This is a genomic window from Nocardia wallacei (assembly GCF_029868745.1).
GTDB classification, from domain to species: domain Bacteria; phylum Actinomycetota; class Actinomycetes; order Mycobacteriales; family Mycobacteriaceae; genus Nocardia; species Nocardia wallacei_B.
Genome location: NZ_JARWOP010000381.1, coordinates 18,422 through 40,206 on the forward strand (window position 1 = coordinate 18,422; position 21,785 = coordinate 40,206).

Below are 21,785 nucleotides of genomic sequence, written 5' to 3' on the forward strand. Positions count from 1 at the left end.
GTGGATACGACACTGACGCTCTGGTTGCTGCCGGCCCTGCCGCTGGCCGGTGCGGTGCTGTTGCTGCTCGCGGGCCGGGCGAGCAACGCCTGGGGACACTGGCTGGGCTGCCTGACCGCGCTGACCTCGTTCGCGGTGGCGGGGTGGGCGTTCTTCGACATGCTCGGCCGCGCGGCCGACGACAGGCCCGTCTCGCACGCCTTCTTCAGCTGGGTCCCGGTGGCCGGGCTGCAGGCCGATTTCGCGCTGGGGCTCGATCAGCTGTCGATGTGCTTCGTGCTGCTGATCACCGGGGTCGGCTCGCTGATCCACATCTACTCGGTCGGCTACATGAGCCACGATCCCGGCCGCCGCAGGTTCTTCGCCTACCTGAATCTGTTCCTCGCGGCCATGCTCGTGCTGGTGCTGGCGGACAACTACCTGGTGCTGTATCTGGGCTGGGAGGGCGTCGGCCTGGCGTCCTACCTGCTGATCGGCTTCTGGCACGAAAAGCCTTCCGCCGCAACAGCGGCCAAGAAGGCGTTCGTGGTGAACCGGGTCGGCGACATGGGGCTGGCGATCGCCCTGTTCGTCATGTTCGCCACCTTCGGGTCGGTCGACTTCGGCCAGGTGTTCGCCGGGGCGCCGCAGGCGGGCGAGGGCACCCTCACGGCCATCGGATTGCTGTTGCTGCTCGGCGCGTGCGGCAAGTCCGCCCAGGTGCCGCTGCAGTCCTGGCTCGGGGACGCGATGGAGGGCCCGACCCCGGTGTCGGCGCTCATCCACGCCGCCACCATGGTGACCGCGGGTGTGTATCTCATCGCCCGCTCCGGCCCGATCTTCGATCTCGCGCCGGGCGCGCGGGCCGCGGTGATGACCGTCGGCGCGGTGACGCTGCTGTTCGGCGCGATCATCGGCTGCGCCAAGGACGACATCAAGAAGGCGCTCGCCGCCTCCACCATGAGCCAGATCGGATACATGGTGCTCGCGGCCGGGCTCGGGCCGATCGGCTACGCGGCCGCCATCATGCACCTGCTGACGCACGGCTTCTTCAAGGCCGGGCTGTTCCTCGGAGCGGGCTCGGTGATGCACGGCATGAACGACGAGACCGATATGCGCCGCTACGGCGGACTGCGCAAGGTCATGCCGATCACCTACGCCACCTTCGGGCTCGGCTACCTCGCGATCATCGGCGTGCCGCCGTTCTCCGGATTCTTCTCCAAGGACCGAATCATCGAGTCCGCCTTCGCCTTCGGCGGCGCGGGCGGGATCGTGACCGGTCTCGCGGCGCTGGCGGGCGCCGGGATCACCGCCTTCTACATGACCCGGGTGATGATCCTGACGTTCTTCGGCGAGCGGCGCTGGCACGAGGACGCCCACCCGCACGAATCGCCCGCGGTGATGACCGGGCCGATGATCCTGCTGGCCCTCGGATCGATCGGCGCGGGCGGGCTGCTGGTGCTCGGGTCGTCGCTGCAGGACTGGCTGGCACCGGTGGTCGGCGCGCATCACGGTGAACCCGCGATTCCGGCGTGGGCGATCACCGTCCTCGCGCTGGCGGTCGTGGCGGCCGGGGTGTGGGTCGCCTACAACCGGTACGCACGCACCGTGCCGGAGACAGCGCCCGCCGCCTCCGCGCTCACCCTCGCCGCCCGCCGCGACCTGTACGGCGACGCCGTCAACGAGGCGGCCTTCATGCGCCCCGGGCAGCACCTGACCCGGTCCCTGGTATTCGTCGACAACCGCGGCATCGACGGCCTGGTCAACACCACGGCCGCGCTCATCGGCGGCCTGTCGGCCCGAATCCGGCGCGTGCAAACAGGTTTCGTCCGGTCCTACGCCCTGTCCATGTTCACCGGCGCGGCCCTGGTGGTCGCCGCCCTGCTGGCGGTGAGGTTGCTGTGAACTCTTTCCCGTGGCTCACGACGCTGTGGGTGCTGCCCATGGCGGGCGCGGTGCTGGTGCTCATCCTGCCCGGCGCGTGGCGCACCGCGGCCCGGTCGGCGGGCCTGGTCGTCGCGCTCGCGACCCTGGCGGTCGGGATCGTGGTGGCGGTGCGGTTCGAACCCGGCGGGGCGCAGTTCCAGTTCGTCGAATCGCACCGGTGGATACCGGCTTTCGGGGCCGGATACACCCTCGGCGTCGACGGGATCGCGCTGGTGCTGGTGCTGCTGACGGCCGCGCTGGTGCCGCTGCTGATCCTCGCCGGGTGGAAGGACGATCGGGAGGTCGGCACCGGGCAGCGGGTGGCGCACATCTACGTGGCGCTGACGCTGGTCGTCGAATCCATGGTGCTGATCTCGTTCACCTCGCTGGACATCCTGCTGTTCTACGTGTTCTTCGAGGTGATGCTGATTCCGATGTACTTCCTCATCGGCGGCTTCGGCCCGCGCAGCGACGATGCGGCGCAGCGGCAGCAGCGGTCCCGCGCGGCGGTGAAGTTCTTGCTGTACAACCTGTTCGGCGGGCTCATCATGCTGGCCGCGGTGATCGGGTTGTACGTGCTCACCGCGCGCGAGCAGCTCGGCGCCGACGGCGGCGGGACGTTCGACTTCCGCGCGGTCGTGGCCGCGGCCAACTCCGGCCAACTCGGTGCGGGGCCCGCGGTACTCAACGCCCTCTTCCTCGGCTTCATGTTCGCGTTCGCGGTGAAGGCGCCGCTGTGGCCGCTGCACACCTGGCTGCCCGGCGCCGCGGTCTCCGCCACCCCGGCCAGCGCGGTCCTCATGATGGCGGTGGTCGACAAAGTGGGCACCTTCGGCATGCTGCGCTACTGCCTGCTGCTGTTCCCCTCGGCGTCCACCACCTACGCGCCCTTGATCAGCACGCTGGCGGTGATCGGCATCGTGTACGGGGCGCTGTTGGCCATCGGGCAGACCGACGTCATGCGGCTGATCGCCTACACCTCGATCTCGCACTTCGGCTTCATCATCCTGGGCATCTTCGCCATGACCAACCAGGGGGGCGCGGGGGCGACGCTCTACATGGTCAACCACGGCATCTCGACCGCCGCGCTGTTCCTGATCGCCGGATTCCTGGTGTCGCGCCGCGGAACTCGTGTCATCGCCGAATTCGGCGGCGTGCAGAAGGTGGCGCCCGTCCTGGCCGGGACGTTCCTCATCGCCGGTCTCGCGACGCTGTCGCTGCCGGGCCTCGCGCCGTTCGTCAGCGAATTCCTGGTGCTGGCCGGAACGTTCACGCGCTACCCGGTGGCCGCCGTCTGCGCGACCAGCGCGCTGGTGCTGGCGGCGCTGTACGTGCTGTGGCTGTACCAGCGGATGATGACGGGTCCGGTGAAGAAGGGCAACGAGCGCCTGCGCGACCTGCTGCCGCGCGAACTGGTCGTGGTGACGCCGCTGCTGGTGGCGTTGCTGCTGCTGGGCGCCTACCCGAAACCGCTGCTGGACCGCATCAATCCGGCCGTGGCGAGCACGCTCACCACCATCGGCAAGCACGACCCGGCACCGGACGTGCCCCAGCAGGAGGCCGCCGTCGCACCGCACGGAGGTGCGCACAAGTGACTCGCGCGCACACCGTCCGGCCTTTCTCCCCCCGCAGCGGAGGTACAGACCAGTGAATCAGCTTCTCGCCGCAACGGTTCCGGCTCCCTCGATCGAATACAGCGAGCTGTCGCCGATGCTGATCGTGTTCGGCGCGGCCGTCGCCGGCGTGATCGTGGAGGCGTTCGCCCCGCGCGGCTGGCGTTACCGGCTGCAACTGGTGCTCGGCATCGCCGGTCTCGCGGTGGCGCTGGGCGCGGTGATCGCGCTGGCCGGGACCACCTCGACCGCCGTGGTCGACGCGGTCGCCGTCGACAATGTGGCGCTGTTCCTGCAGGGCGCCATTCTGGTGGTCGCCATTCTCGGGCTGATGTTGATGGCCGAGCGCGGGATCGAGCCCCGGCTGCGCACACACCGGGAAGGGCCCGGCACGTGGAGCCGCGCGGCCGCCGTGGCCACCGCCGCCGCACCGGTCGACGCGTTCACCCCGCAGGCCGCCGCCATGCCGGGCAGCCCCGACGAGATCGCCGCGGCCCGAGCGGGATTCAGCACCACCGAGGTCTTTCCGCTGACCATGTTCGTGGTCGGCGGGCTGCTGCTGTTTCCCGCCTCCAACGATCTGCTGACCATGTTCGTGGCGCTCGAGGTGCTGTCGCTGCCGCTGTATCTGCTGTGCGGGCTGGCGCGCCGGCGGCGGCTGCTGTCGCAGGAGGCGGCGCTGAAGTACTTCCTGCTCGGCGCGTTCTCCTCGGCGTTCTTCCTCTACGGCATGGCGCTGCTGTACGGGTACGCGGGCACGGTCCGCTTCGCGGGCATCGCCGAGGTCGCGGCCGGGGACTCCGGCTCGAAAACCCTTGCGGTGCTGGGCCTGGCGATGCTCGCGGTCGGACTGTTGTTCAAGATCGGCGCGGTGCCGTTCCAGTCCTGGGTGCCCGACGTGTACCAGGGCGCCCCGACTCCGGTGACCGCGTTCATGGCGGCCGGGACGAAGATCGCCGCCGTCGGCGCGCTGCTGCGACTGCTCCAGGTGGGCGTGCCGAGCCTGCGCGACGACTGGCGGCCGATCCTCGCGGCGATCGCCATCGCGACGATGGCGGTCGGTGCGATCATGGCGGTGACCCAGACCGACATGAAGCGCATCCTGGCGTATTCCTCGGTGGCGCACGCCGGATTCATCCTCACCGCGCTGGTGGCCGACAACGCCTCCGGCACCTCGTCGGTGTTGTTCTACCTGGCCGCGTACGGCATCACGACGGTCGGCGCGTTCGCGGCGGTGACGCTGGTGCGTGACGGCGACGGAGACGAGGCCACCGCCCTGCCCGCCTGGGCCGGGCTGGGCCGCCGGTCCCCTTGGCTGGCAACGATTGTCGCCCTGTTCCTGCTCTCGATGGCCGGTATCCCGCTCACCAGCGGCTTCGTCAGCAAGTTCGCCGTGTTCTCGGCGGCGGCCGAGGGCCGCGCCCCGGTGCTGGTGATCGTCGGCGTCGTCGCGAGCGCCATCGCGGCGTTCTTCTACATCCGCGTCATCGTGCTGATGTTCTTCACCGACCCGCCCGAGGACGCGCCGCGGATCGTCACCCCGCCGGTGACCACGGCGGTGATCACGGTGTCGGCGGCGGCGACGCTGGTGCTCGGCATCCTGCCGCAACCGGTGCTCGACATGGCCGAGCGCGCAACGGTATTCGCGCGCTGAGCCGGAACCTCAGCGGACCGTCCGGAAGAACACGCGCAGATCCTCGAGCAGCAGATCCGGCGCCTCCATCGACGCGAAGTGCCCGCCGCGCTCGAAGCGCGACCAGTGCACGACGGAATTCTGCTTCTCGGCGATCCCCCGGATGGTCCCCGCGCCCGGGAATACCGCGACGCCGGTCGGCACCCCGGAACTCGGCAGGTCCGCGCCCCACTGCCGAGATTCCTTGTACAGCAGCATGGACGAGCCGATGGTTCCGGTGAACCAGAGGATGCTGACATCGGTGAGCAGCAGGTCTCGATCGATCGCCTCGTCGGGCAGGTCCTTGGCCGGGTCCATGTAGGTGTGCACGACGTCGAGCACCCAGGCCAGCAGGCCCGCGGGCGAATCGTTGACGGCCGGGGCCAAGGTCTGCGGACGGGTGGCGTGGATGCCCGCGTAGCCGGAGGTCTGCGAGCTGTTCCAGTCCTGCAGCTCGGCCAGTTTCGCCTGATCGTCCGTGCTGTAGCCGGAGCCGTCGTCGTCCCAGGACGGAATGGTGATCGGGTCGTTGAGGTGCACGCCCGCGACGTGTTCGCCGTCGATGCGGCCGAGTTGCGGTGCGACGAACGATCCGGCGTCGCCACCCTGCGCGCCGTAGCGGGCGTAACCGAGTCGCGCCATCAGCTTCGCGATCAGTTCGGCGGAGCGTTCCGTCGCGGCCTCCCCCGGTGCCCGGGTGGGGCCGGAGAATCCGAATCCCGGCAGGGTCGGGATGACCAGATCGAACGCGTCGGCGGGGTCGCCGCCGTGCGCGGCGGGATCGGTGAGCGGACCGATCAGCGCCCGGAAGTCGGCGAAGGGCCAGCCGTGCACCAGTACCAGTGGCAAGGCGTCCGGGACGGCGGATCGCACGTGCGTGAAATGTAGGCGCTGCCCGTCGATGTCGGTGACGAACTGGGGGTGGGCGTTCAGTGCCGCCTCCTGCCGCCGCCAATCGAAATCGTTGCGCCAGTAGTCCGCCAGCTCGCGCACGTAACCGGTCGGGATGCCGTACTCCCATCCGACACCGGGCAGTTCCGCGGGCCACCGGGTGGCGGCGAGGCGGGTGACGAGATCGTCGATGTCGTGCTGTGGGATATCGATCCGGAAAGGCTGGGGATTCGTCATACCTGAACGCTACGACTCGGTTAGGTCGATTCCGGTCCTAACCGTGCGGCATGCTGGAGACCATGTTGGACACCTCCGCACGGCTGCTGCGCCTGCTGTCGCTGTTGCAGGAACACCGGAGCCGATCCGGCGCGGAACTGGCCGAGCAGCTCGGGGTCGGCGTCCGCACCCTGCGTCGCGATATCGATCGGCTGCGGGAACTCGGCTATCCGGTGCACGCCGAACGCGGCACCGCGGGCTATCGGCTGGGCGCGGGGTCGGCGCTGCCGCCGCTGCTGCTCGACGACGAGGAGGCCCTGGCCGTCACGGTCGGGCTGCGCACGGTCGCCGGCGGGACGGTCGAGGGGATCGAGCAGGCGTCGCTGCGGTCGCTGGCCAAACTGGAGCAGCTGCTGCCGTCGCGGCTGCGGCATCGGCTCGCCGCGCTGCAGCGGTCCGTCGTGCGGGTCGGCGGGGCCGCGCCGCGGGTCGATCCCGATGTCCTGATCGCCTTGTCCGAGGCATGCGACCGGCGCGAGCGGATCCGGTTCGACTACACCGATCACGGTGGGCGGCAGTCGATCCGGGATACCGAGCCGGTCGCGGTCGTCAACTTCAGCAGGCATTGGTATCTGGTCGCGTGGGATGTCGGGCGGCACGACTGGCGATCGTTCCGGATCGATCGGCTGCGGCCCAAGATCCCGACCGGACCCCGGTTCACGCCGCGGGAGCTACCCGGCGGCGACGTCGTCGCCTATCTGGCCGGGCGGCTGTCGGACGCGGCGTGGTCGTGGCGGGCGACAGTCGTGCTGCACCGATCGGCCGACGACCTCGCCGACCGGATCTGGCCGGGCATGGGCGTGCTGGAGGCCGTGGACGACACGTCGTGCCTGCTGCACCTCGGTGCCGACACACCGTGGTCGCTGACCTGGATGATCACCTCGCTCGATGTCGACTTCACCGTCACCGGGCCGCCCGAACTCGCCGAAGCCGTTCGCACACTGGGTGATCGGTGCCGAGCCGCCGTGCCCGACTGACAGATCCCTCGGCGGGCAACGGTATGCCCGGAAGCGTTCACCCGGATACGCCGGGTCTCCTACGATGCAATCGACAGCAGCATCGGACAGGGGTGAGTCGGATGACCGAGAGCATCACGGGTGTGGACCAGTCGACACCGAGCATTGCTCGGGTCTACGACTACCTGCTCGGCGGCCGCGACAACTACGAGGCCGATCGCCGGATCGGCGACTACTTCATCAAGGACCTGCCGGGTTCGGTCGCCATCGCCTACGCCAACCGGCAGGCCCTCATCCGGGCCGTCGGCGACATGGCGCGCGACGGCATCAGGCAGTTCGTCGACATGGGCAGCGGGCTGCCCACCGCCGACAATGTGCACCAGGTGGCGCAGCACCACGCGCCCGAGGCGCGGGTCGCCTACATCGACAACGACCCGATCGTGCTGGCGCACGGCCGGGCGCTGCTGGAGACCGACGACAACACCGCGGTGGTCCAGGCCGATCTACGTGCGCCGCAGGACATTCGGGAGCACCCCGACGTGCGGCGGCTGATCGATTTCGACCAGCCGGTCGGTGTCATCTTCAGCGCGATCCTGCACCACCTCAACGACGACGAGGACCCGGGCGAGCTGGTGCGGTGGTGGGTCGATCGGGTGCCGTCGGGCAGCGAGGTCTACATCTCGCACTTCCGCTCCGGCCACAACGAGGAGACCAAGGTCGCCGAGAGCAAACTGCAGGAAACCTTCGGCCGCGGCCGATGGCGCACCGACGACGAGATCCTGTCCCTGTTCGGCGACGACATGGAGATCCTGGAGCCCGGCCTGGCCTTCTGCCCCCAGTGGCGCCCGGCCGCCCCCGCCGAGGGCGTCGACACGATAGGAGTGACCGAACGCGAACTGACCATATGGGAGCACCTGATCTCCTGCGCCCTGGCCCGCAAGAAGTAGCCGTGACACCGGACGCCGCCCGTGAGCTGCTGCTGTTCCACAGCGGCGCGCATCCCGACGTCCACGATCCGCGCTGGGAGCAAGGGTTTCTCGGCATGCTCCGCCCCTATCGCGGTTTGCACGAAGAGAATTTCCATTCCGTGATGGGTTGCCTGCGGGCACTCACCGACGATCTGCAAAGTGACATCGTCGACCGCGAGGTAGTCGGAGCGCTCTGGGCGATCTGTCACTTCGGCCGGGCGTGGGGAACGTCGCCCGGGGGGATGCTGCGTAGCAACAACCTCATCACCGGCGAAGACGTCTCCCGGTTGGAGAACTGGATCGAACAGATTTCCTACACCACCCTCTGCATCCTCGACGGTGCGATCGACGAGGCATTCGACGCCTACGTGTGAGTCCCAAAGATTCACTCAGACCGCGACCGGGTCGTGTGCGGTGTGCGCACGCCGCGCCATCGGTGATCGGTATCGAATGATCGTCGAGACCGTCTCGGCCGTCCTCGCTCGAGTATGCCGAACACGTTGTGGCACAGGGGTTCGACACCACAGAGCGCTACGAAGAGGCGCGCCTGTAGACAGACCGGGCGATGTCTATTGCGTGCCAGTCGACAGCGCCTCCAGCCACGGGTGGCCCGGGTGCACTCGGGACAGCCAGTCGGACAGGCGGGATCGTTGGGATAGGTTCAGGGCGGGTAGGGCGCGCAGGAAGTCGGATTCGTCCTTGGGGCGGCGGGCTTTTGCCTTGAACAGGAGTACGGCTTCGGGGATTGCGTAGGGGATGCCGTCGGCGGTGTGGCGGATCAGTTCGTCGAAGGGCAGGGTGATCGAGTCGTCGCGGCGGCACACCCATCTACCCCCGCGGTGCGGCTCACGAAAGACGTCCAGGCGGTACAGTCCACTCTCCGGCTCACGCAACCACGTCTGATGTTGATTGTCCGCTTCCTCGGGAAACGGCCAGACCTGCCCGTCGCCGACGACATCCCATTCGTAACCGGGAAACGCATCCACGATCTCGGCGAATCGTCCACGCGGAACCCCGATTTCGAGATCGGAGTGCTCCCGCCCGAGCCCGCCGACGAACAGATCCAACGCCCACCCGGCCGCCACATACCAGCACGGCGCAACACCCGACAGCCGTTCCGCCACCTCGGCAGGAGTCCACGCCTGCCAAAGCCGATCACATTCCTCCACGGACAGTTGACGTCCCGCCATTACGGGCCTCCTTCACATCTGAGCGACTCCCACAATCTGCCCTCGAAGACAGCCCCTGGTTTCGTTGGACTACATCAGGTCATCGAATTCTCCTGCGGCGCAACCTCTGATCCACGCGGAGAATTCCGCCCGTGTAAACGCTAGGGTCCCAGCATCACGAGCGTTGGAGTTGCGAATCAGCACGTCACCATCGGACAAGCCTGCGACCTCCACACACGTCTCATTGTCCGAGAAGCGCGATACTCGCCACTCGAGATCTTCCGTGCTCACTTTGTGCTCCATTCCTTCGCCAAACCGGCTATGAACTTACGAGTAGCGGAAGTTGTCAACGCTACTTGCTTTTCATGCTCGAATGCGCCCTGAAAGTAGCTAACCTACTCGGCATCGTCTATGAACCTTCCCCCGCCGTATCCTTCCAAATGAACCCGAGGTGTACCCCAAGGTCGGCCGAGCCTCAAGGCTGCGTGGTCAGCGCTTCCCGGGCCACCCGGACCAGGATTGCGTTGCCCTGCACCGGTTTTCCGGCGGGGTCGTGTAGGACGTCTTCCAGGCCGATGCGGGTGTCGAGGCCTAGGCGGGCGGCCAGGTGTAGGACGGGCCAGGCGCTGTTGTTCTCGCCGTGCAGGAGGATGGGGGCGGGGAGGTCGGGGCCTAGTTGGGCGAGGAGGGCGCGGGCGGCTGCGGGGGCGGTGTCGGGGTCGGTGTCGATGACCTCGGCGAGGATGCGCAGGACGTGGGGGGCGTGGGGTGAGCGGCGGAAGCGGTCGGCGCCGGCGGTGCCGGAGTACAGGCCCGCCTCGATGCCGACGCCCATGTCGAGCAGCGCCGCCGCGACCAGGTCCGCGCCGGGCTCGTGCCAATTCACCGACGCGTGGTCGGGCAGCACCGTCCAGGCCCGGACAGCGTCGGCGCGGCGCTGCGGGTCTGGCTCGGCCCAGACGCCGGTGGTGACGCCGACGGGGATACCCGGCACCGCGGCACGCACCCGGTCGAGCACGTCGGCGACGACGCTCGCGTGCAAAGTGTCTCGGCCGTCGGGACGCTTCGGATGCAGGTGGATATCTTCGGCACCGGCCTCGACGGCCTCACGGGCAGCGACGGCGAGTTCTGCCGCGGACATCGGAAGCCCGGCGCACTCCGAACGCCGGCGCGCACCATTGGGGCAGACCTGCAGCACAGCGCGATCGTAGCGCGGCGGGTGGCCGAACTCGCGCTGATCGAGCGTGCCGCGAACCGGAATTCAACGCGCCCGCGGACGACCACCCCGGCACCACGCAGCCCTCGGTGACAGCGACGGCCACGCACACCGACAGCGTGGGCTGCCGGCGCCCCGATCCGCTCACCCCGCCCCGAACGCCGGAATCGCATAGTCTGCTTCGAGTTACCGTACAGCGAGGGGAGTTCGACGTAATGGGCCAACCGTTCCCGCCCGGACCACCACAGCACAACCCGCCGGGTCCGGGATGGGGCGCACCGGCGGGGAGTCCGGTGTGGCAGCCGGGTCCGCCCCAGCGCCCCGGCGGCCGGAGCGGCGCCGATGTGCTGGCCGTCGTCTTCCTGCTCCTCACCTCGCTCCTGCACGCGGTGCGGATCATCTGGCTTTCCGCCCATTACGGCGAATTCCTCTGGGGCAACGCTACTTTCATCCTGGCCGTCATCGCCGCCATCGCGGCGGCGATCCTGATCCTCGCCGGTGGCAAGGCGATGCCCGGCCGAGTCCTCGGTGCGGTCGCCGCGGGCATGGTCTTCACCCCGGCCTTCGGCTACATCCTCACGGCCCTGGACAAGAGCACCCGCCGCTTCGGCGGACTGTGGGCGCACGGCGGCTGGCTGACGATCCCGGCCGCGCTCACCGCCCTCGTCGCCATCATCGCGCTCGTCCTGGCCGCGACGTCCGGCGGCGGACAACAGCAACCCGCCGCGGGCGCCTGGCCGCAACAGCCACCGAACGCCTGGCCCCAGCCGCCGATGGGCGGACAGCCACCCGCCGGTTATCCGGGTCAGCATCAGCCGCCTCCGCCGCAGTGGCCGCGACAATGACAAAGGGACAGTCATGTATCTGGTGACCGGTGCGACCGGCAATATCGGTGGTGAGTTGGTCACGGCCCTGGCCGCGGCGGGTGAATCGGTCCGTGCCCTGGTGCGCGACCCGGCACGCGCCACGCTGCCCGCCGGGGTCGAGGCCGTGGCCGGAGACCTCACCGCGCCGGGCACGCTCGGCCCGGTGTTCGACGGTGTGCGGGCGGCGTTCGTACTGCCGGGCTACCCGGGAGCCGTTGCGGCAGCGGCCAAGTCGGGAGTGGAGCACGTGGTGCTGCTGTCGGGCACGTCGGCGGGCACCGGCAATCTCGGCAACGCCGTCACGCGCTACATGGCCGCCTCCGAGGAGGAAGTGACCGGCTCCGGCCCGACCTGGACGATCCTGCGCCCATCGGCCTTCATGTCCAACGCCCTGCGCTGGCTCCCCCAGTTGCGCGCCGGGGACGTGGTTCGCGCCCAGTTCCCCACCGTCGCCGTGGCCGCCCTCGATCCGGCCGACCTGGCCGCGGTCGCCGCACGGGCATTGCTGACCGACCGCCATCACGGCGAGATCCTGTGGCCCACCGGACCGGAGGCGCTGCGTCCGGCCGAGCAGATCGCGGTGCTCAGCAATGTCCTGTCCCGCGATCTGACCTGCGTCGAACTCAGCAACGAGGAGACGCGCGCCGAACTGCTGCAGACCACCCCACCCGAATACGTGGACGCCTTCTTCGACTTCTACGTCGAGGGCGCGATCGATGAATCCGTCGTCCGCGACACCGTGGAACGAGTCACGGGCCGCCCGCCACGCACCTTCACCGAGTGGGCCGCGGCCCACGCCGACCTGTTCCGCTGAGCGGATTCCGTCCTGTGGCATGCCGGAGTGCCGACCGCGCGATGCCCGGATATACCGTGCTCACCCGCCGCCCGCGGGCAACTCCACCGAAAGCTGATGGCGGAACAGGTTTTTCGGGTCCCACTCCGCCTTCACCCGCTGCAGCCGCGCGTAGTTCGGTCCGTAGTAGAAGGCGGACCACGGAACACCGGACCTGTTCCAGCGCGGGTCGGCGAGATCGGGATCCGGATAGTTGATGTAGCTGCCGCCGTTACGTTCGTCGGGGACCGGCACACCACCCGTGCCCGCGTACAGATCGCGATACATTTCCCGAGCCCAGGCGAGCTGCCGCTCGTCGTCGGCGGGCAGCCGCCAAGCCGCGTGGATGAGCATCTTCATGAACGAATCCCGCGCCGCCATCGCGGTGGCCTCGGGCGCGACGGCGTTGATCGCGCCGCCGAAGGGCAGGAACTCGAGGACCGATTCGCCGAAGCAGCGCGGATCGGCCATGCGGCGGTAGCAGATTCGCAGCTGCTCGGCGGTGTACGGCTGGCGCAGATACGCGGCCTTGATCTTCACCCGCGGCGGCTCCGGCGCCCTGGCGTAGTACGACTTCTCGACCGTCTCCGGGTAACTCGCGACGGTGGCCGGTTGCAGCATCGGGCGAGGCCGCACACCGTCGCCGACGACCGCGACGAACTCCTCCAGCCGCGCGGACGCGTCCGGCGCGTCCGCATCCATCAGCAGAAGGATTTCGGTATACGCGGCCGGTAGCGGGTGCACGCTCAGCGGCGCGTAGAGATCCGCGAACCGATTGCCCGGATCGCGGTGTCGCGCATGGAAGTCCAGGTAGTTCCCGAGGAACCGGGCGAACGATTCCTCGGTGGTCGCCGGAAGCACCAGCCGCGCGGTCGTCATGGTCGCGGGCGGCCGGGGCAGTGCGCGTTCCGGCTCCCCGCCACCCTCCGGCGACCGCAACAGGAATCGAGTCACCACGCCGAAATTGCCCCCGCCACCGCCGGTGTGCGCCCACCACAGGTCGCGGTGCGGGCCGTCCCGGGTCGCCACCACCGGCCGGACCGTCCCGTCCGCCGTCACCGTGACGATCTCCACGCCATACAGGTGATCGGCAACCAGACCCAGCCGCCGCGACAGCGGACCATATCCGCCGCCGCTGATGTGCCCGCCCACGCCCACGCCCTTGCAGATGCCCGCGGGCACGGTGACGCCCCACCGCGCGAGCGCCGGATACACCGCGCTCAATTCCGCTCCCGCGCCGAGGGAGAAGGCGCGATACCGTTCGTCCCAGCGGATCTCGTTCATCCGCCCCAGATCGATCAAGCCCTGCGTCCCCGGGTCGTCGACGAAGCCATCGAAACAGTGCCCGCCGGACCGCACCGCGATCCGCAGCCCGCCGTGCACACACCGCGCCACCGCGTCCGCGACCTGGTCGGTTGTCTCCGGTACGTAGATCCGTTGCGGCTGCGCCACGAACCGCCGGTTGTATCCACGCAGGGTCAGCGCGGCATACTCCGGGTCGCCCGGCAGCACCGTGCGAGGTTCGGCCGCTCGCGTCGTCGGCACCCCGGCGAGTGCGGCAAGACCACCCACGGCGGCAGCACCGACGAACCCACGACGCGACAATGACATGCAACGCCCCCTTTGCGCGACAACCTTCCAGCAACTACGTCGAGCAGACGTGCGACCGACTCAGCCATCCCGCAAGGCGTGCCCGGCTCCGCACACCCACAAACCTCTCACCGTCGTTCCGGCACCCCGCGCTATGTTGCAGCGACTGCACCGACCATGTAATCGCTACGGCCCCACCCGTTCCCAGCCGCGCGGCGGCCGGTGCGTCCCCAGCGCCTCGTCGCGGCTGCGATACACGAGGTAAGGCCGGGTCAGATAGCCCACCGGGGCCGACCACACATGCACCAGACGACTGAACGGCCAGAACGCGAACAGCGCGCACGCCGCCAACGCATGCAACCGGAAGCCCAGCGGCGCGCCGGCCATGAGTTCGGGTTCGGGCCGGAAAGTGAAGATGGACCGGAACCAGGGCGCCACATCCTGCCGGTAATCGTGCACCTGCCCGCTGAGTGTGTAGTACAGCGTGGTCCCCAGCCCAAGCGCCAGGCTCAGCCCGAGCAGCAGATACATGATCTTGTCGTTGCGCGTGGTAGCCGAGAACACCGGCCCGACCGTGCGCCGCCGGTAGATCAGAATCGCCAGCCCCAGCACGGTCGCCACACCCGCGACGGTCCCCAGCGTGAACGACACCGCGTGATACAGGCCCTCGCTCACCCCGATCGCCTCGGTCCACGACTCCGGAAGCACCAGTCCCAGCACATGCCCGAGGACGACGAGCACGATCCCGTAGTGGAACAGCGGGCTGCCCAGCCGCAACAACCGGCTCTCGTACAGCTGCGACGAACGCGTGGTCCAGCCGAACTTGTCGTACCGATACCGCCAGACGTGCCCGACCAGGCAGATACCCAGCGCCGCATAGGGCACGGCGACCCACAGCAGAATGTCGGTGGCGCTCGGTGTCATCGGCGTCCTCCGGTCGGGGCGGGCATGTACGACGGCGGCGCGAACGGCTCGAGCCCGACCTCCTCCCCCGGCGGGCCCTCGGCGATCAGGCGGGCGAGCACGTCTCGGTCGCGTCCGGGCAGCGACGGCAAGGTGGCAGCGACGGAATCGAGCACTGCCGCCCACGGCGATCCGGCCTCGCGCAGGCCGAGCCGCATCAGCTCCACCCCCACCCGGTACTCGATCAGGAGTTCCAGTCCCGCTTCGATGTTCGCGGCGGCGAACTCCAGTACGACGGCGAGGTGGTCGGGCAGTTCGGCGTCGTCGAGGACCATGCCCGCCGCCCGGTACGCCTGCTTGAACCGCAGCAGCGCCATCCCGCGCTTGCGGGTATCGCCGTACAGGAAGTAGGTCAGGTAGGGGCTGAACCGTTTGCGATGGTCGAAGGTGTCGACGTATTCGGTGGCCAGCGCGAGCGGTTCGGTGCTGTCGAGGTGGTTCAGCAGCGCCTGCAACGGCGCACCGACCGCGGGCGGCAGCGCGCCCGCCGCCCGCCGGACGAGGGAACGCCGCGCGAGCAGCGTCTCGTCCGGGTAGCCCAGCAGCAGCGACTGCACCTGCCACGCGGCGGCGCGCTCCGTGGTGCGGAGGTTCATTTGCGGTGCCTCCCTCCGGTTCTGGGCGGCAGCAGCCCCTCGGGCGTGCCGCGTCCGTCCCAGTTGAGCAGGTTGATCCGGCCGGACTTGACGACCGGCGCGGATTCGGTGTCGCGGGTCTGCCGATCGCGCAACATCCGGAAGTTCTCCACCGCGACCGGTGTCGTGCCGCCGGAACTCTCGCCGAACGGCCCCCACCCGTCCATGCCCGGACCCCCGTCGTAGTCCAGACTGCACCCGGTGGCCGACTCCTCCAGGCCCTGCGCCTGTTCCGCGTGCGCGGCCGGGATCACGTACCGCTCGTCGTATTTGGCCAGTGCCAGCAGGCGATACATGTCGTAGAGCTGTTCGGCGCTCATGCCCACCCGCTCGGCGATCTCGGGTCGGGTCTCGCGGCCGAGGTTGATGTCACGCATGTAGCTGCGCATCGCGGCGAGCCTGCGCAGTACCGCCTCGACCGGGGCGACGTCACCGGCGGTGAACAGTTCCGCCAGGTACCCGACCGGAATCCGCAGCGCCTCGATGGCGGCGAACAGGTTGCGGTGTTCCTCCGCGTCGTGCCCGGTCTCACGCAGCGCGTCGACCACCGGCGACAGCGGCGGGATGTACCAGACCATCGGCACCGTGCGGTATTCCGGATGCAGCGGCAGCGCCACCCGGTACGTGTTGATCAGCGCGTACACCGGCGAACGCTGCGCGGCCTGGACCCAGTCGCGCGGGATGCCCGCCCGCTCGCATGCGGCGATCACCTCCGGATCGTTCGGGTCGAGGAAGGCGTCGCGCTGTGCCGCGTACAGATCGTGCTCGTCGGGTGTGCTCGCGATGTCGAGCACCTTGTCGGCGTCGTAGAGCATGAGCCCGATGTAGCGCAGCCGCCCCACACAGGTCTCCGCGCATACCGTCGGCAGCCCGACCTCGGTGCGCGGAAAGCAGAACGTGCACTTCTCTGCCTTGCCGGTGCGGTGATTGAAGTACACCTTCTTGTACGGGCAACCCGACACGCACATCCGCCAGCCCCGGCACCGGTCCTGGTCGACCAGCACGATGCCGTCCTCGCTGCGCTTGTAGATCGCACCGGACGGGCACGACGCCACACACGAGGGATTGAGGCAGTGCTCGCAGATACGCGGCAGATAGAACATGAAGGTGTGCTCGAACTCGAAGCGCACCTGCTCGCTCAGCGCCGCCAGCAGCGGGTCGCGGCGCGCGAGTTCCGGTGCGCCGCCGAGGTTGTCGTCCCAGTTGGCCGACCAGGTGACCTTGGTGTCCTTCCCGGTGATGAGCGACTTGGGCCGCGCCACCGGCGTGTGCCGCTGCACGGGGGCGGAGGTGAGGGTGTCGTAGTCGTAGGTCCACGGCTCGTAGTAGTCGGCGAGTTCGGGCAGGATCGGATTGTCGAAGATGGTGAGCAGCTTGCGCAGCCGGCCCCCGCCGCGCAATCGCAACCGCCCGCGCCGATCCAGCGTCCAGCCGCCCCGCCACCGCCCCTGATCTTCGTAGGTACGCGGATATCCCTGTCCCGGGCGGGTTTCCACGTTGTTGAACCAGACGTACTCGACGCCCGCACGGTTGGTCCAGGTCTGTTTGCAGGTCACCGAGCAGGTGTGGCAGCCGATGCATTTGTCGAGGTTCATCACCATCGCCAGCTGCGCCATGGGTTTCATCGCACGCACCTCCTGGTCTGCCGGGACGCGACGGTGGCCGGCATCAGTACCGCACCTCCTGGCCACGGCGGCGGATGACGGTGATCTCGTCGCGCTGGTTGCCGGTCGGGCCGAGATAGTTGAACGCGTAGGACAATTGGGCGTACCCGCCGATGAGATGGGTGGGTTTGATCAGCAGCCGGGTCAGCGAATTGTGGATGCCGCCGCGCTGCCCGGAGGTCTCCGCGATCGGCACGTCCACCACCCGGTCCTGGGCGTGGTGCATGTACACGGTGCCCTCGGGCATCCGGTGCGACACGACCGCCCGCGCCACCACCACCCCGTTGCGGTTCACCGCCTCGATCCAATCGTTGTCCGCGACACCGATTTTCGCGGCGTCGCGATCGGACATCCAGATGGTGGGGCCGCCGCGGGACAGGCTCAGCATGAACAGGTTGTCCTGGTACTCGGAGTGGATCGACCACTTCGAATGCGGCGTCAGGTAGCGCAGGGTGAGGCCGTGCTCCCCGGTGGAGCCCAGCGTGGGCTCGGAGAACAGCGCGGTCATGTTCAGCGGCGGCCGGAACACCGGAAGCTGCTCCCCCATCTCGGCCATCCAATCGTGGTCGAGGTAGAAGTGCTGGCGCCCGGTGAGGGTGTGCCAGGGCTTGTGCCGCTCCACGTTGAGCGTGAACGGCGAGTAGCGGCGGCCGCCGGACTCCGAGCCCGACCACTCCGGTGAGGTGAGCACCGGCACCGGCGCGGACTGGGTGTCGGCGAAGGAGATCCGGGTGCCCTCGTGCTCGGCGGCGAGGTCGGCCAGCCGGGTTCCGGTGCGCTGCTCCAGGGTTCGGAAGCCCTGGGTGGCCAGTCGCCCGTTGGTGGTGCCGGACAGGGCGAGGATCGCCTCGCAGGCGTCGACGTCGCGCACCAGGCGGGGGCGACCGTCGGCGAGACCGCCACGCACCGAACCGTTCTTGTCGATCAGGTATTCGATCTCGTGCCGCACATCGAAGGTGACGCCCTTGGTAGCGGCGCCCAGCGTATCCAGCAGCGGGCCCAGCGCCGCCATCTTCGTCGCCACCGCCGGATAGTCGCGTTCCACCGCGATCAGCTTCGGCATGGTCCGGCCCGGAATCGGTGCGCACTCACCGGCTTTCCAGTCCCGGACCACGCCGTGCGGGGTGGCCAGCTCGTCGGGGGTGTCGTGCTGCAGCGGCGCCGCCACCACGTCGGTGCGTTTGCCGAGATGGTCGAAGGCCAAGCGGCTGAAGGCTTTTCCGATGCCCTGGAAGGCGTCCCAATCCGTGCGGGCCTGCCACGGCGGCGCGATCGCCGGGGAGAACGAGTGCACGAAGGGGTGCATGTCGGTCGTCGACAGGTCGTGTTTCTCGTACCAGGTCGCCGCGGGCAGCACCACATCGGAGTACAGGGTGGTGCTGGTCATCCGGAAGTCCAGGGTCAGCAGCAGGTCCAGCTTGCCGACCGGCGCCTGCTCGTGCCATCGTACGTCGCGCGGCCGGGCGTGCGGCGGCGCTTCCTCCGCGCGCAGCGACGACTGCGCGCCCAGCAGATGCCGGAGAAAGTATTCGTCCCCCTTCGCCGACGACCCCAGCAGGTTCGACCGCCACACGCTGAGCACCCGCGGAAAATTCTGCGGCGAGTCCGGGTCCTCGCACGCGAAACGCATCCGCCCCGAGGTCAATTCCGACACCACGTGGTCGGCGACCGGCACGCCCGCTGCGGCCGCCTCGTCGGCCACATCCAGGGGGTTGCGGTCGAAGGTCGGATACGACGGCATCCAGCCCAGCCGAGCCGACAGCGCGATCAGATCGGCGGTGGTCTTGCCCGCGAGCCGACCGCCCGCCGCGGCGCCGGCGAGGGTGTCGGCGGCGAACGGGTCGTAGCGGAACTGGTCGGTGTGCAGGTACCAGTAGGCGGTCTGGATCATCTGCCGAGGCGGGCGCGACCAGTCCAGCGCGTTCGCGACCTGCGCCCAGCCGGTCACCGGGCGGCACTTCTCCTGCCCGACGTAATGCGCCCAGCCGCCGCCGTTCACGCCCTGGCAGCCGGTGAGGGTGGTCAGCGCCAGGAAGGTGCGGTAGATGGTGTCGGAGTGGAACCAGTGGTTGGTGCCCGCGCCGAGGATGATCATCGACCGGCCCTGGGATTCGGCGGCGTTGGCGGCGAATTCGCGGCCGATGCGGGCGGCGGCCGCCGCTGGGACCCCGGTGATCGTCTCCTGCCAGGCGGGTGTGCCCGGCTGCCCGGCGTCGTCGTAATCGGCCGGCCAGTCGCCGGGCAGCCCCGGGCGGTGGACGCCGTACTGGGCGAGCATCAGGTCGTAGACGGTAGTCACCAGGTGACCGCCGACGGTCCGGACGGGCACTCCGCGCCGCAGGGGCTGGGCGGTGCCGTCGGGCGCGTCGAATCGGGACAGCCGCACCGCGACCGTGTCTCCGCCGTAAACCGTCAGTAGCGGATCGGCTTGTCCCAGTTGGAGGTTCCAGCGCCCCGCGCCCTCGTCGCCGTAGCGGAAGCCGAGAGAGCCGTTGGGCGCCAACGGGTTTCCGTCGCCGTCGAGCAGTACCGTCTTGAACTCGGCGTGTTCCTGGTCGGCGAACTGCGCGAGATCGGCTGCGGTGAGGAACTTTCCGGGCCGGTAGTCGTCGCCGTCGGCGTCGAGCCGCACCAGGAACGGCAGGTCGGTGAACTGCTTCACGTAGTCGCGGAAGTACGGTTCGGTGCGATCGACGAAGAACTCGCGCAGGATGACGTGGCCCATCGCCAGCGCCAGCGCGCCGTCGGTGCCCGGGTGCGGGGCCAGCCATTCGTCGGCGAACTTCACATTGTCGGCGTAGTCGGGCGCGACCGCGATCACCTTCTGCCCCCGGTAACGCGCCTCGGCCATCCAATGCGCGTCCGGGGTGCGGGTGACCGGCACGTTGGAGCCCCACATGATCAGATATCCGGCGTCCCACCAGTCCCCGGATTCCGGCACGTCGGTCTGGTCTCCGAACACCTGCGGCGAGGCCACCGGCAGGTCGGCGTACCAGTCGTAGAACGACAGCATCACCCCGCCGAGCAGCGACACGAATCGCGAACCGGCCGCGTAGGACACCATCGACATCGCCGGAATCGGGGAGAAGCCCGCGATCCGGTCCGGTCCGTAGGTCTTGACGGTGTGCACGTGCGCGGCGGCGATCAGTTCGGTGGCCTCGTCCCAGGTGGCACGGACCAGGCCGCCGCGCCCGCGCAGGCTCTTGTAGCGCCGCGCCGCCTCCGGGTCCTCGACCACGGCCGCCCACGCGTCGACCGGATTTCCCGTGCGCGCCTTGGCCTCCCGGTACATCTCCAGCAGCACGCCGCGGATGTACGGATACCGCACGCGGGTCGGTGAGTAGGTGTACCAGGAGAACGCCGCGCCCCGCGGGCAGCCGCGCGGCTCGTATTCCGGCCGGTCCGGTCCGACCGAGGGATAGTCGGTCTGCTGGGTCTCCCAGGTGATGATGCCGTCCTTGACATACACCTTCCAGGAACAGGACCCGGTGCAGTTCACCCCGTGCGTGGAGCGCACCACCTTGTCGTGTGACCAGCGATCGCGGTAGAACTCGTCGGCCTGCCGTCCGCCGATCCGGTAGAGCGTCCGCTTGTCCGGTGACACCTCGGCCCGGGTGAAGAACCGGCGCGCACCGATCAGGGCGTCGGTGAGTTCGCCGTCCAGTCGCACCATGCGCACGCCTCCCTCGAGGACTGCCGACCGGGCGACGCCGCAACGCGCGCGATCGAACACCAACCGCACGAACTCCGCGAACGTTACCCGCGCCCCGCGGGCCGGAGCGGCATTTGCGGGACGACTTCCGGCGAGCGCCGCGAATCAGCCGGTCTTCGGCTCGGTGCGCAGTAGGCCGTGAATGCCGACGGTCTCCTCGTGTACCGCGGCCCGTTCCAGGCGCACCGCCGCCTGAATCTGAATGGCGCCCAAGGCGATCTGGCCCAGCCCCACGGGGACCGACAGCGCGGCGAGGGTTTCGATGGGCCAGATCAGCAGCAGTACCCCGGCCACCACGATGAGCACACCGTAGAGCTCGAAGCGCCCGCGGCGCGGCATGTCGTCGGTCCAGACCGCGACGACGGCCTGCACGACGCCGTGCACGATCCAGCCCAATCCGACGGCCAGCGCCAGCACCGAGGGCCAGTCGCCGCTCTGCAGGCACCACATCGCCAGCAGCGACGCCAACAGCGCCGTGCCGAACTCGAGCAACCGCAGCCCGCCCGCAATGCGCGCCCGGAACGCCACCGTGAGCTGCCACAGCGCCGACAGCACCAGGCAGGCCCCGAACAGCGCGCCGGCCACCGGCACCGATTTGCCGGGCCAGACGAGAATCATCACCCCCAGCACCACCGATCCCATGCCGATCGCCAGTGCCACCGGCCACGCATCGCCGGCGAACATGTCGGTACGCCCCGCGGCTCGGAGAGTGGGCATAGCGCAATGATATGACCGCGCCGGTCGAGTAGCCGAGTATTTGCGATATTGCTGTCCGATCGGCGCTCGCGGCGGTGTCCGACCGGAAGAAGACGGGGCGCATAGGGGGAGAATTCGGGGTTCTACCGGATGTGCTCGGG

General features: G+C 69.1%; 18 protein-coding genes. 8 read left to right on the top strand and 10 right to left on the bottom strand.

Annotation, left to right across the window (positions count from 1 at the left end; all coding sequences use genetic code 11):
* The 3 genes from nuoL to nuoN are packed head-to-tail and all read left to right on the top strand — an operon-like array spanning position 1 to position 5,172.
* Positions 1 to 1,884: an NADH-quinone oxidoreductase subunit L gene (nuoL, locus tag QH470_RS36210; protein ID WP_280276907.1), complete on the top strand. Its 1,884-nt coding sequence runs from the start codon at positions 1 to 3 to the stop codon at positions 1,882 to 1,884.
* Entirely contained in the window at positions 1,881 to 3,500 is a 1,620-nt protein-coding gene (locus tag QH470_RS36215; RefSeq protein WP_280276908.1) for an NADH-quinone oxidoreductase subunit M, read from the top strand. The genes nuoL and QH470_RS36215 overlap by 4 nt, the downstream gene beginning before the upstream one ends.
* Before the next feature lie 52 nt (positions 3,501 to 3,552).
* Positions 3,553 to 5,172 carry an NADH-quinone oxidoreductase subunit NuoN gene (nuoN, locus tag QH470_RS36220; protein WP_280276909.1) on the top strand — a complete coding sequence of 540 codons (1,620 nt, stop codon included), beginning with the start codon at positions 3,553 to 3,555 and terminating at the stop codon, positions 5,170 to 5,172.
* Positions 5,173 to 5,181: 9 nt separating this feature from the next.
* Here nuoN and QH470_RS36225 read toward each other — a convergent pair whose 3' ends face one another.
* The gene (locus QH470_RS36225) at positions 5,182 to 6,318 is read right to left on the bottom strand and encodes an epoxide hydrolase family protein (RefSeq protein ID WP_280276910.1); all 1,137 of its coding nucleotides are present in this window, start codon (positions 6,316 to 6,318) and stop codon (positions 5,182 to 5,184) included.
* A gap of 62 nt (positions 6,319 to 6,380) precedes the next feature.
* On the opposite strand from QH470_RS36225, the gene QH470_RS36230 reads away from it, so the two are divergent.
* From QH470_RS36230 to QH470_RS36240, 3 genes are all read left to right on the top strand, one after another.
* A complete protein-coding gene (locus tag QH470_RS36230; RefSeq protein WP_280276989.1) occupies positions 6,381 to 7,334 on the top strand; it encodes a helix-turn-helix transcriptional regulator in 954 nt (317 codons plus the stop codon).
* Positions 7,335 to 7,435: 101 nt separating this feature from the next.
* Positions 7,436 to 8,260: an SAM-dependent methyltransferase gene (locus QH470_RS36235; protein ID WP_280276911.1), complete on the top strand. Its 825-nt coding sequence runs from the start codon at positions 7,436 to 7,438 to the stop codon at positions 8,258 to 8,260.
* A gap of 2 nt (positions 8,261 to 8,262) precedes the next feature.
* Entirely contained in the window at positions 8,263 to 8,655 is a 393-nt protein-coding gene (locus QH470_RS36240) for a hypothetical protein (RefSeq protein ID WP_280276912.1), read from the top strand.
* Between the two features lie 195 nt (positions 8,656 to 8,850).
* Here QH470_RS36240 and QH470_RS36245 read toward each other — a convergent pair whose 3' ends face one another.
* The 3 genes from QH470_RS36245 to QH470_RS36255 form a co-directional block, all read right to left on the bottom strand.
* Positions 8,851 to 9,471: a hypothetical protein gene (locus QH470_RS36245; protein WP_280276913.1), complete on the bottom strand. Its 621-nt coding sequence runs from the start codon at positions 9,469 to 9,471 to the stop codon at positions 8,851 to 8,853.
* Positions 9,472 to 9,540: 69 nt separating this feature from the next.
* The gene (locus QH470_RS36250; RefSeq protein WP_280276914.1) at positions 9,541 to 9,753 is read right to left on the bottom strand and encodes a DUF397 domain-containing protein; all 213 of its coding nucleotides are present in this window, start codon (positions 9,751 to 9,753) and stop codon (positions 9,541 to 9,543) included.
* A 172-nt stretch (positions 9,754 to 9,925) separates the two neighbouring features.
* Positions 9,926 to 10,648 carry a 3-keto-5-aminohexanoate cleavage protein gene (locus QH470_RS36255; RefSeq protein ID WP_280276915.1) on the bottom strand — a complete coding sequence of 241 codons (723 nt, stop codon included), beginning with the start codon at positions 10,646 to 10,648 and terminating at the stop codon, positions 9,926 to 9,928.
* 233 nt (positions 10,649 to 10,881) lie between these two features.
* Here QH470_RS36255 and QH470_RS36260 point away from each other — a divergent pair, with 233 nt between their 5' ends.
* Complete coding sequence (locus QH470_RS36260) at positions 10,882 to 11,511, top strand: hypothetical protein (RefSeq protein WP_280276916.1); 630 nt, start codon at positions 10,882 to 10,884, stop codon at positions 11,509 to 11,511.
* A 13-nt stretch (positions 11,512 to 11,524) separates the two neighbouring features.
* Positions 11,525 to 12,346, top strand: coding sequence for an NAD(P)H-binding protein (locus tag QH470_RS36265; RefSeq protein ID WP_280276917.1), 822 nt, complete (start codon positions 11,525 to 11,527; stop codon positions 12,344 to 12,346).
* A gap of 60 nt (positions 12,347 to 12,406) precedes the next feature.
* Here the strand turns inward: QH470_RS36265 and QH470_RS36270 are convergent, their stop codons facing one another.
* The 6 genes from QH470_RS36270 to QH470_RS36295 form a co-directional block, all read right to left on the bottom strand.
* A complete protein-coding gene (locus QH470_RS36270; RefSeq protein ID WP_280276918.1) occupies positions 12,407 to 13,975 on the bottom strand; it encodes an FAD-binding oxidoreductase in 1,569 nt (522 codons plus the stop codon).
* A 165-nt stretch (positions 13,976 to 14,140) separates the two neighbouring features.
* Complete coding sequence (gene narI / locus QH470_RS36275; RefSeq protein ID WP_280276919.1) at positions 14,141 to 14,878, bottom strand: respiratory nitrate reductase subunit gamma; 738 nt, start codon at positions 14,876 to 14,878, stop codon at positions 14,141 to 14,143.
* The gene (narJ, locus tag QH470_RS36280) at positions 14,875 to 15,513 is read right to left on the bottom strand and encodes a nitrate reductase molybdenum cofactor assembly chaperone (protein WP_280276920.1); all 639 of its coding nucleotides are present in this window, start codon (positions 15,511 to 15,513) and stop codon (positions 14,875 to 14,877) included. Before narJ ends, narI begins: the two co-directional genes overlap by 4 nt.
* Positions 15,510 to 17,177, bottom strand: a complete 1,668-nt coding sequence (gene narH / locus QH470_RS36285; RefSeq protein WP_280276921.1) for a nitrate reductase subunit beta — start codon at positions 17,175 to 17,177, stop codon at positions 15,510 to 15,512. Before narH ends, narJ begins: the two co-directional genes overlap by 4 nt.
* Positions 17,178 to 17,220: 43 nt before the next feature.
* Positions 17,221 to 20,889: a nitrate reductase subunit alpha gene (locus QH470_RS36290; protein ID WP_280276922.1), complete on the bottom strand. Its 3,669-nt coding sequence runs from the start codon at positions 20,887 to 20,889 to the stop codon at positions 17,221 to 17,223.
* Between the two features lie 144 nt (positions 20,890 to 21,033).
* Positions 21,034 to 21,645 carry an HdeD family acid-resistance protein gene (locus QH470_RS36295; protein WP_280276923.1) on the bottom strand — a complete coding sequence of 204 codons (612 nt, stop codon included), beginning with the start codon at positions 21,643 to 21,645 and terminating at the stop codon, positions 21,034 to 21,036.
* Positions 21,646 to 21,785 lie beyond the last annotated feature (140 nt).

Bases quoted from the DNA above. Each gene is read 5' to 3' on its own strand.
- QH470_RS36250 (WP_280276914.1), bottom strand. From the start codon at position 9,753: ATGGAGCACAAAGTGAGCACGGAAGATCTCGAGTGGCGAGTATCGCGC.
- QH470_RS36265 (WP_280276917.1), top strand. From the start codon at position 11,525: ATGTATCTGGTGACCGGTGCGACCGGCAATATCGGTGGTGAGTTGGTC.
- QH470_RS36245 (WP_280276913.1), bottom strand. From the start codon at position 9,471: ATGGCGGGACGTCAACTGTCCGTGGAGGAATGTGATCGGCTTTGGCAG.
- QH470_RS36295 (WP_280276923.1), bottom strand. From the start codon at position 21,645: ATGCCCACTCTCCGAGCCGCGGGGCGTACCGACATGTTCGCCGGCGAT.
- QH470_RS36270 (WP_280276918.1), bottom strand. From the start codon at position 13,975: ATGTCATTGTCGCGTCGTGGGTTCGTCGGTGCTGCCGCCGTGGGTGGT.
- QH470_RS36230 (WP_280276989.1), top strand. From the start codon at position 6,381: ATGTTGGACACCTCCGCACGGCTGCTGCGCCTGCTGTCGCTGTTGCAG.
- QH470_RS36290 (WP_280276922.1), bottom strand. From the start codon at position 20,889: ATGGTGCGACTGGACGGCGAACTCACCGACGCCCTGATCGGTGCGCGC.
- QH470_RS36225 (WP_280276910.1), bottom strand. From the start codon at position 6,318: ATGACGAATCCCCAGCCTTTCCGGATCGATATCCCACAGCACGACATC.
- QH470_RS36260 (WP_280276916.1), top strand. From the start codon at position 10,882: ATGGGCCAACCGTTCCCGCCCGGACCACCACAGCACAACCCGCCGGGT.
- narI (WP_280276919.1), bottom strand. From the start codon at position 14,878: ATGACACCGAGCGCCACCGACATTCTGCTGTGGGTCGCCGTGCCCTAT.
- narH (WP_280276921.1), bottom strand. From the start codon at position 17,177: ATGAAACCCATGGCGCAGCTGGCGATGGTGATGAACCTCGACAAATGC.
- QH470_RS36235 (WP_280276911.1), top strand. From the start codon at position 7,436: ATGACCGAGAGCATCACGGGTGTGGACCAGTCGACACCGAGCATTGCT.
- narJ (WP_280276920.1), bottom strand. From the start codon at position 15,513: ATGAACCTCCGCACCACGGAGCGCGCCGCCGCGTGGCAGGTGCAGTCG.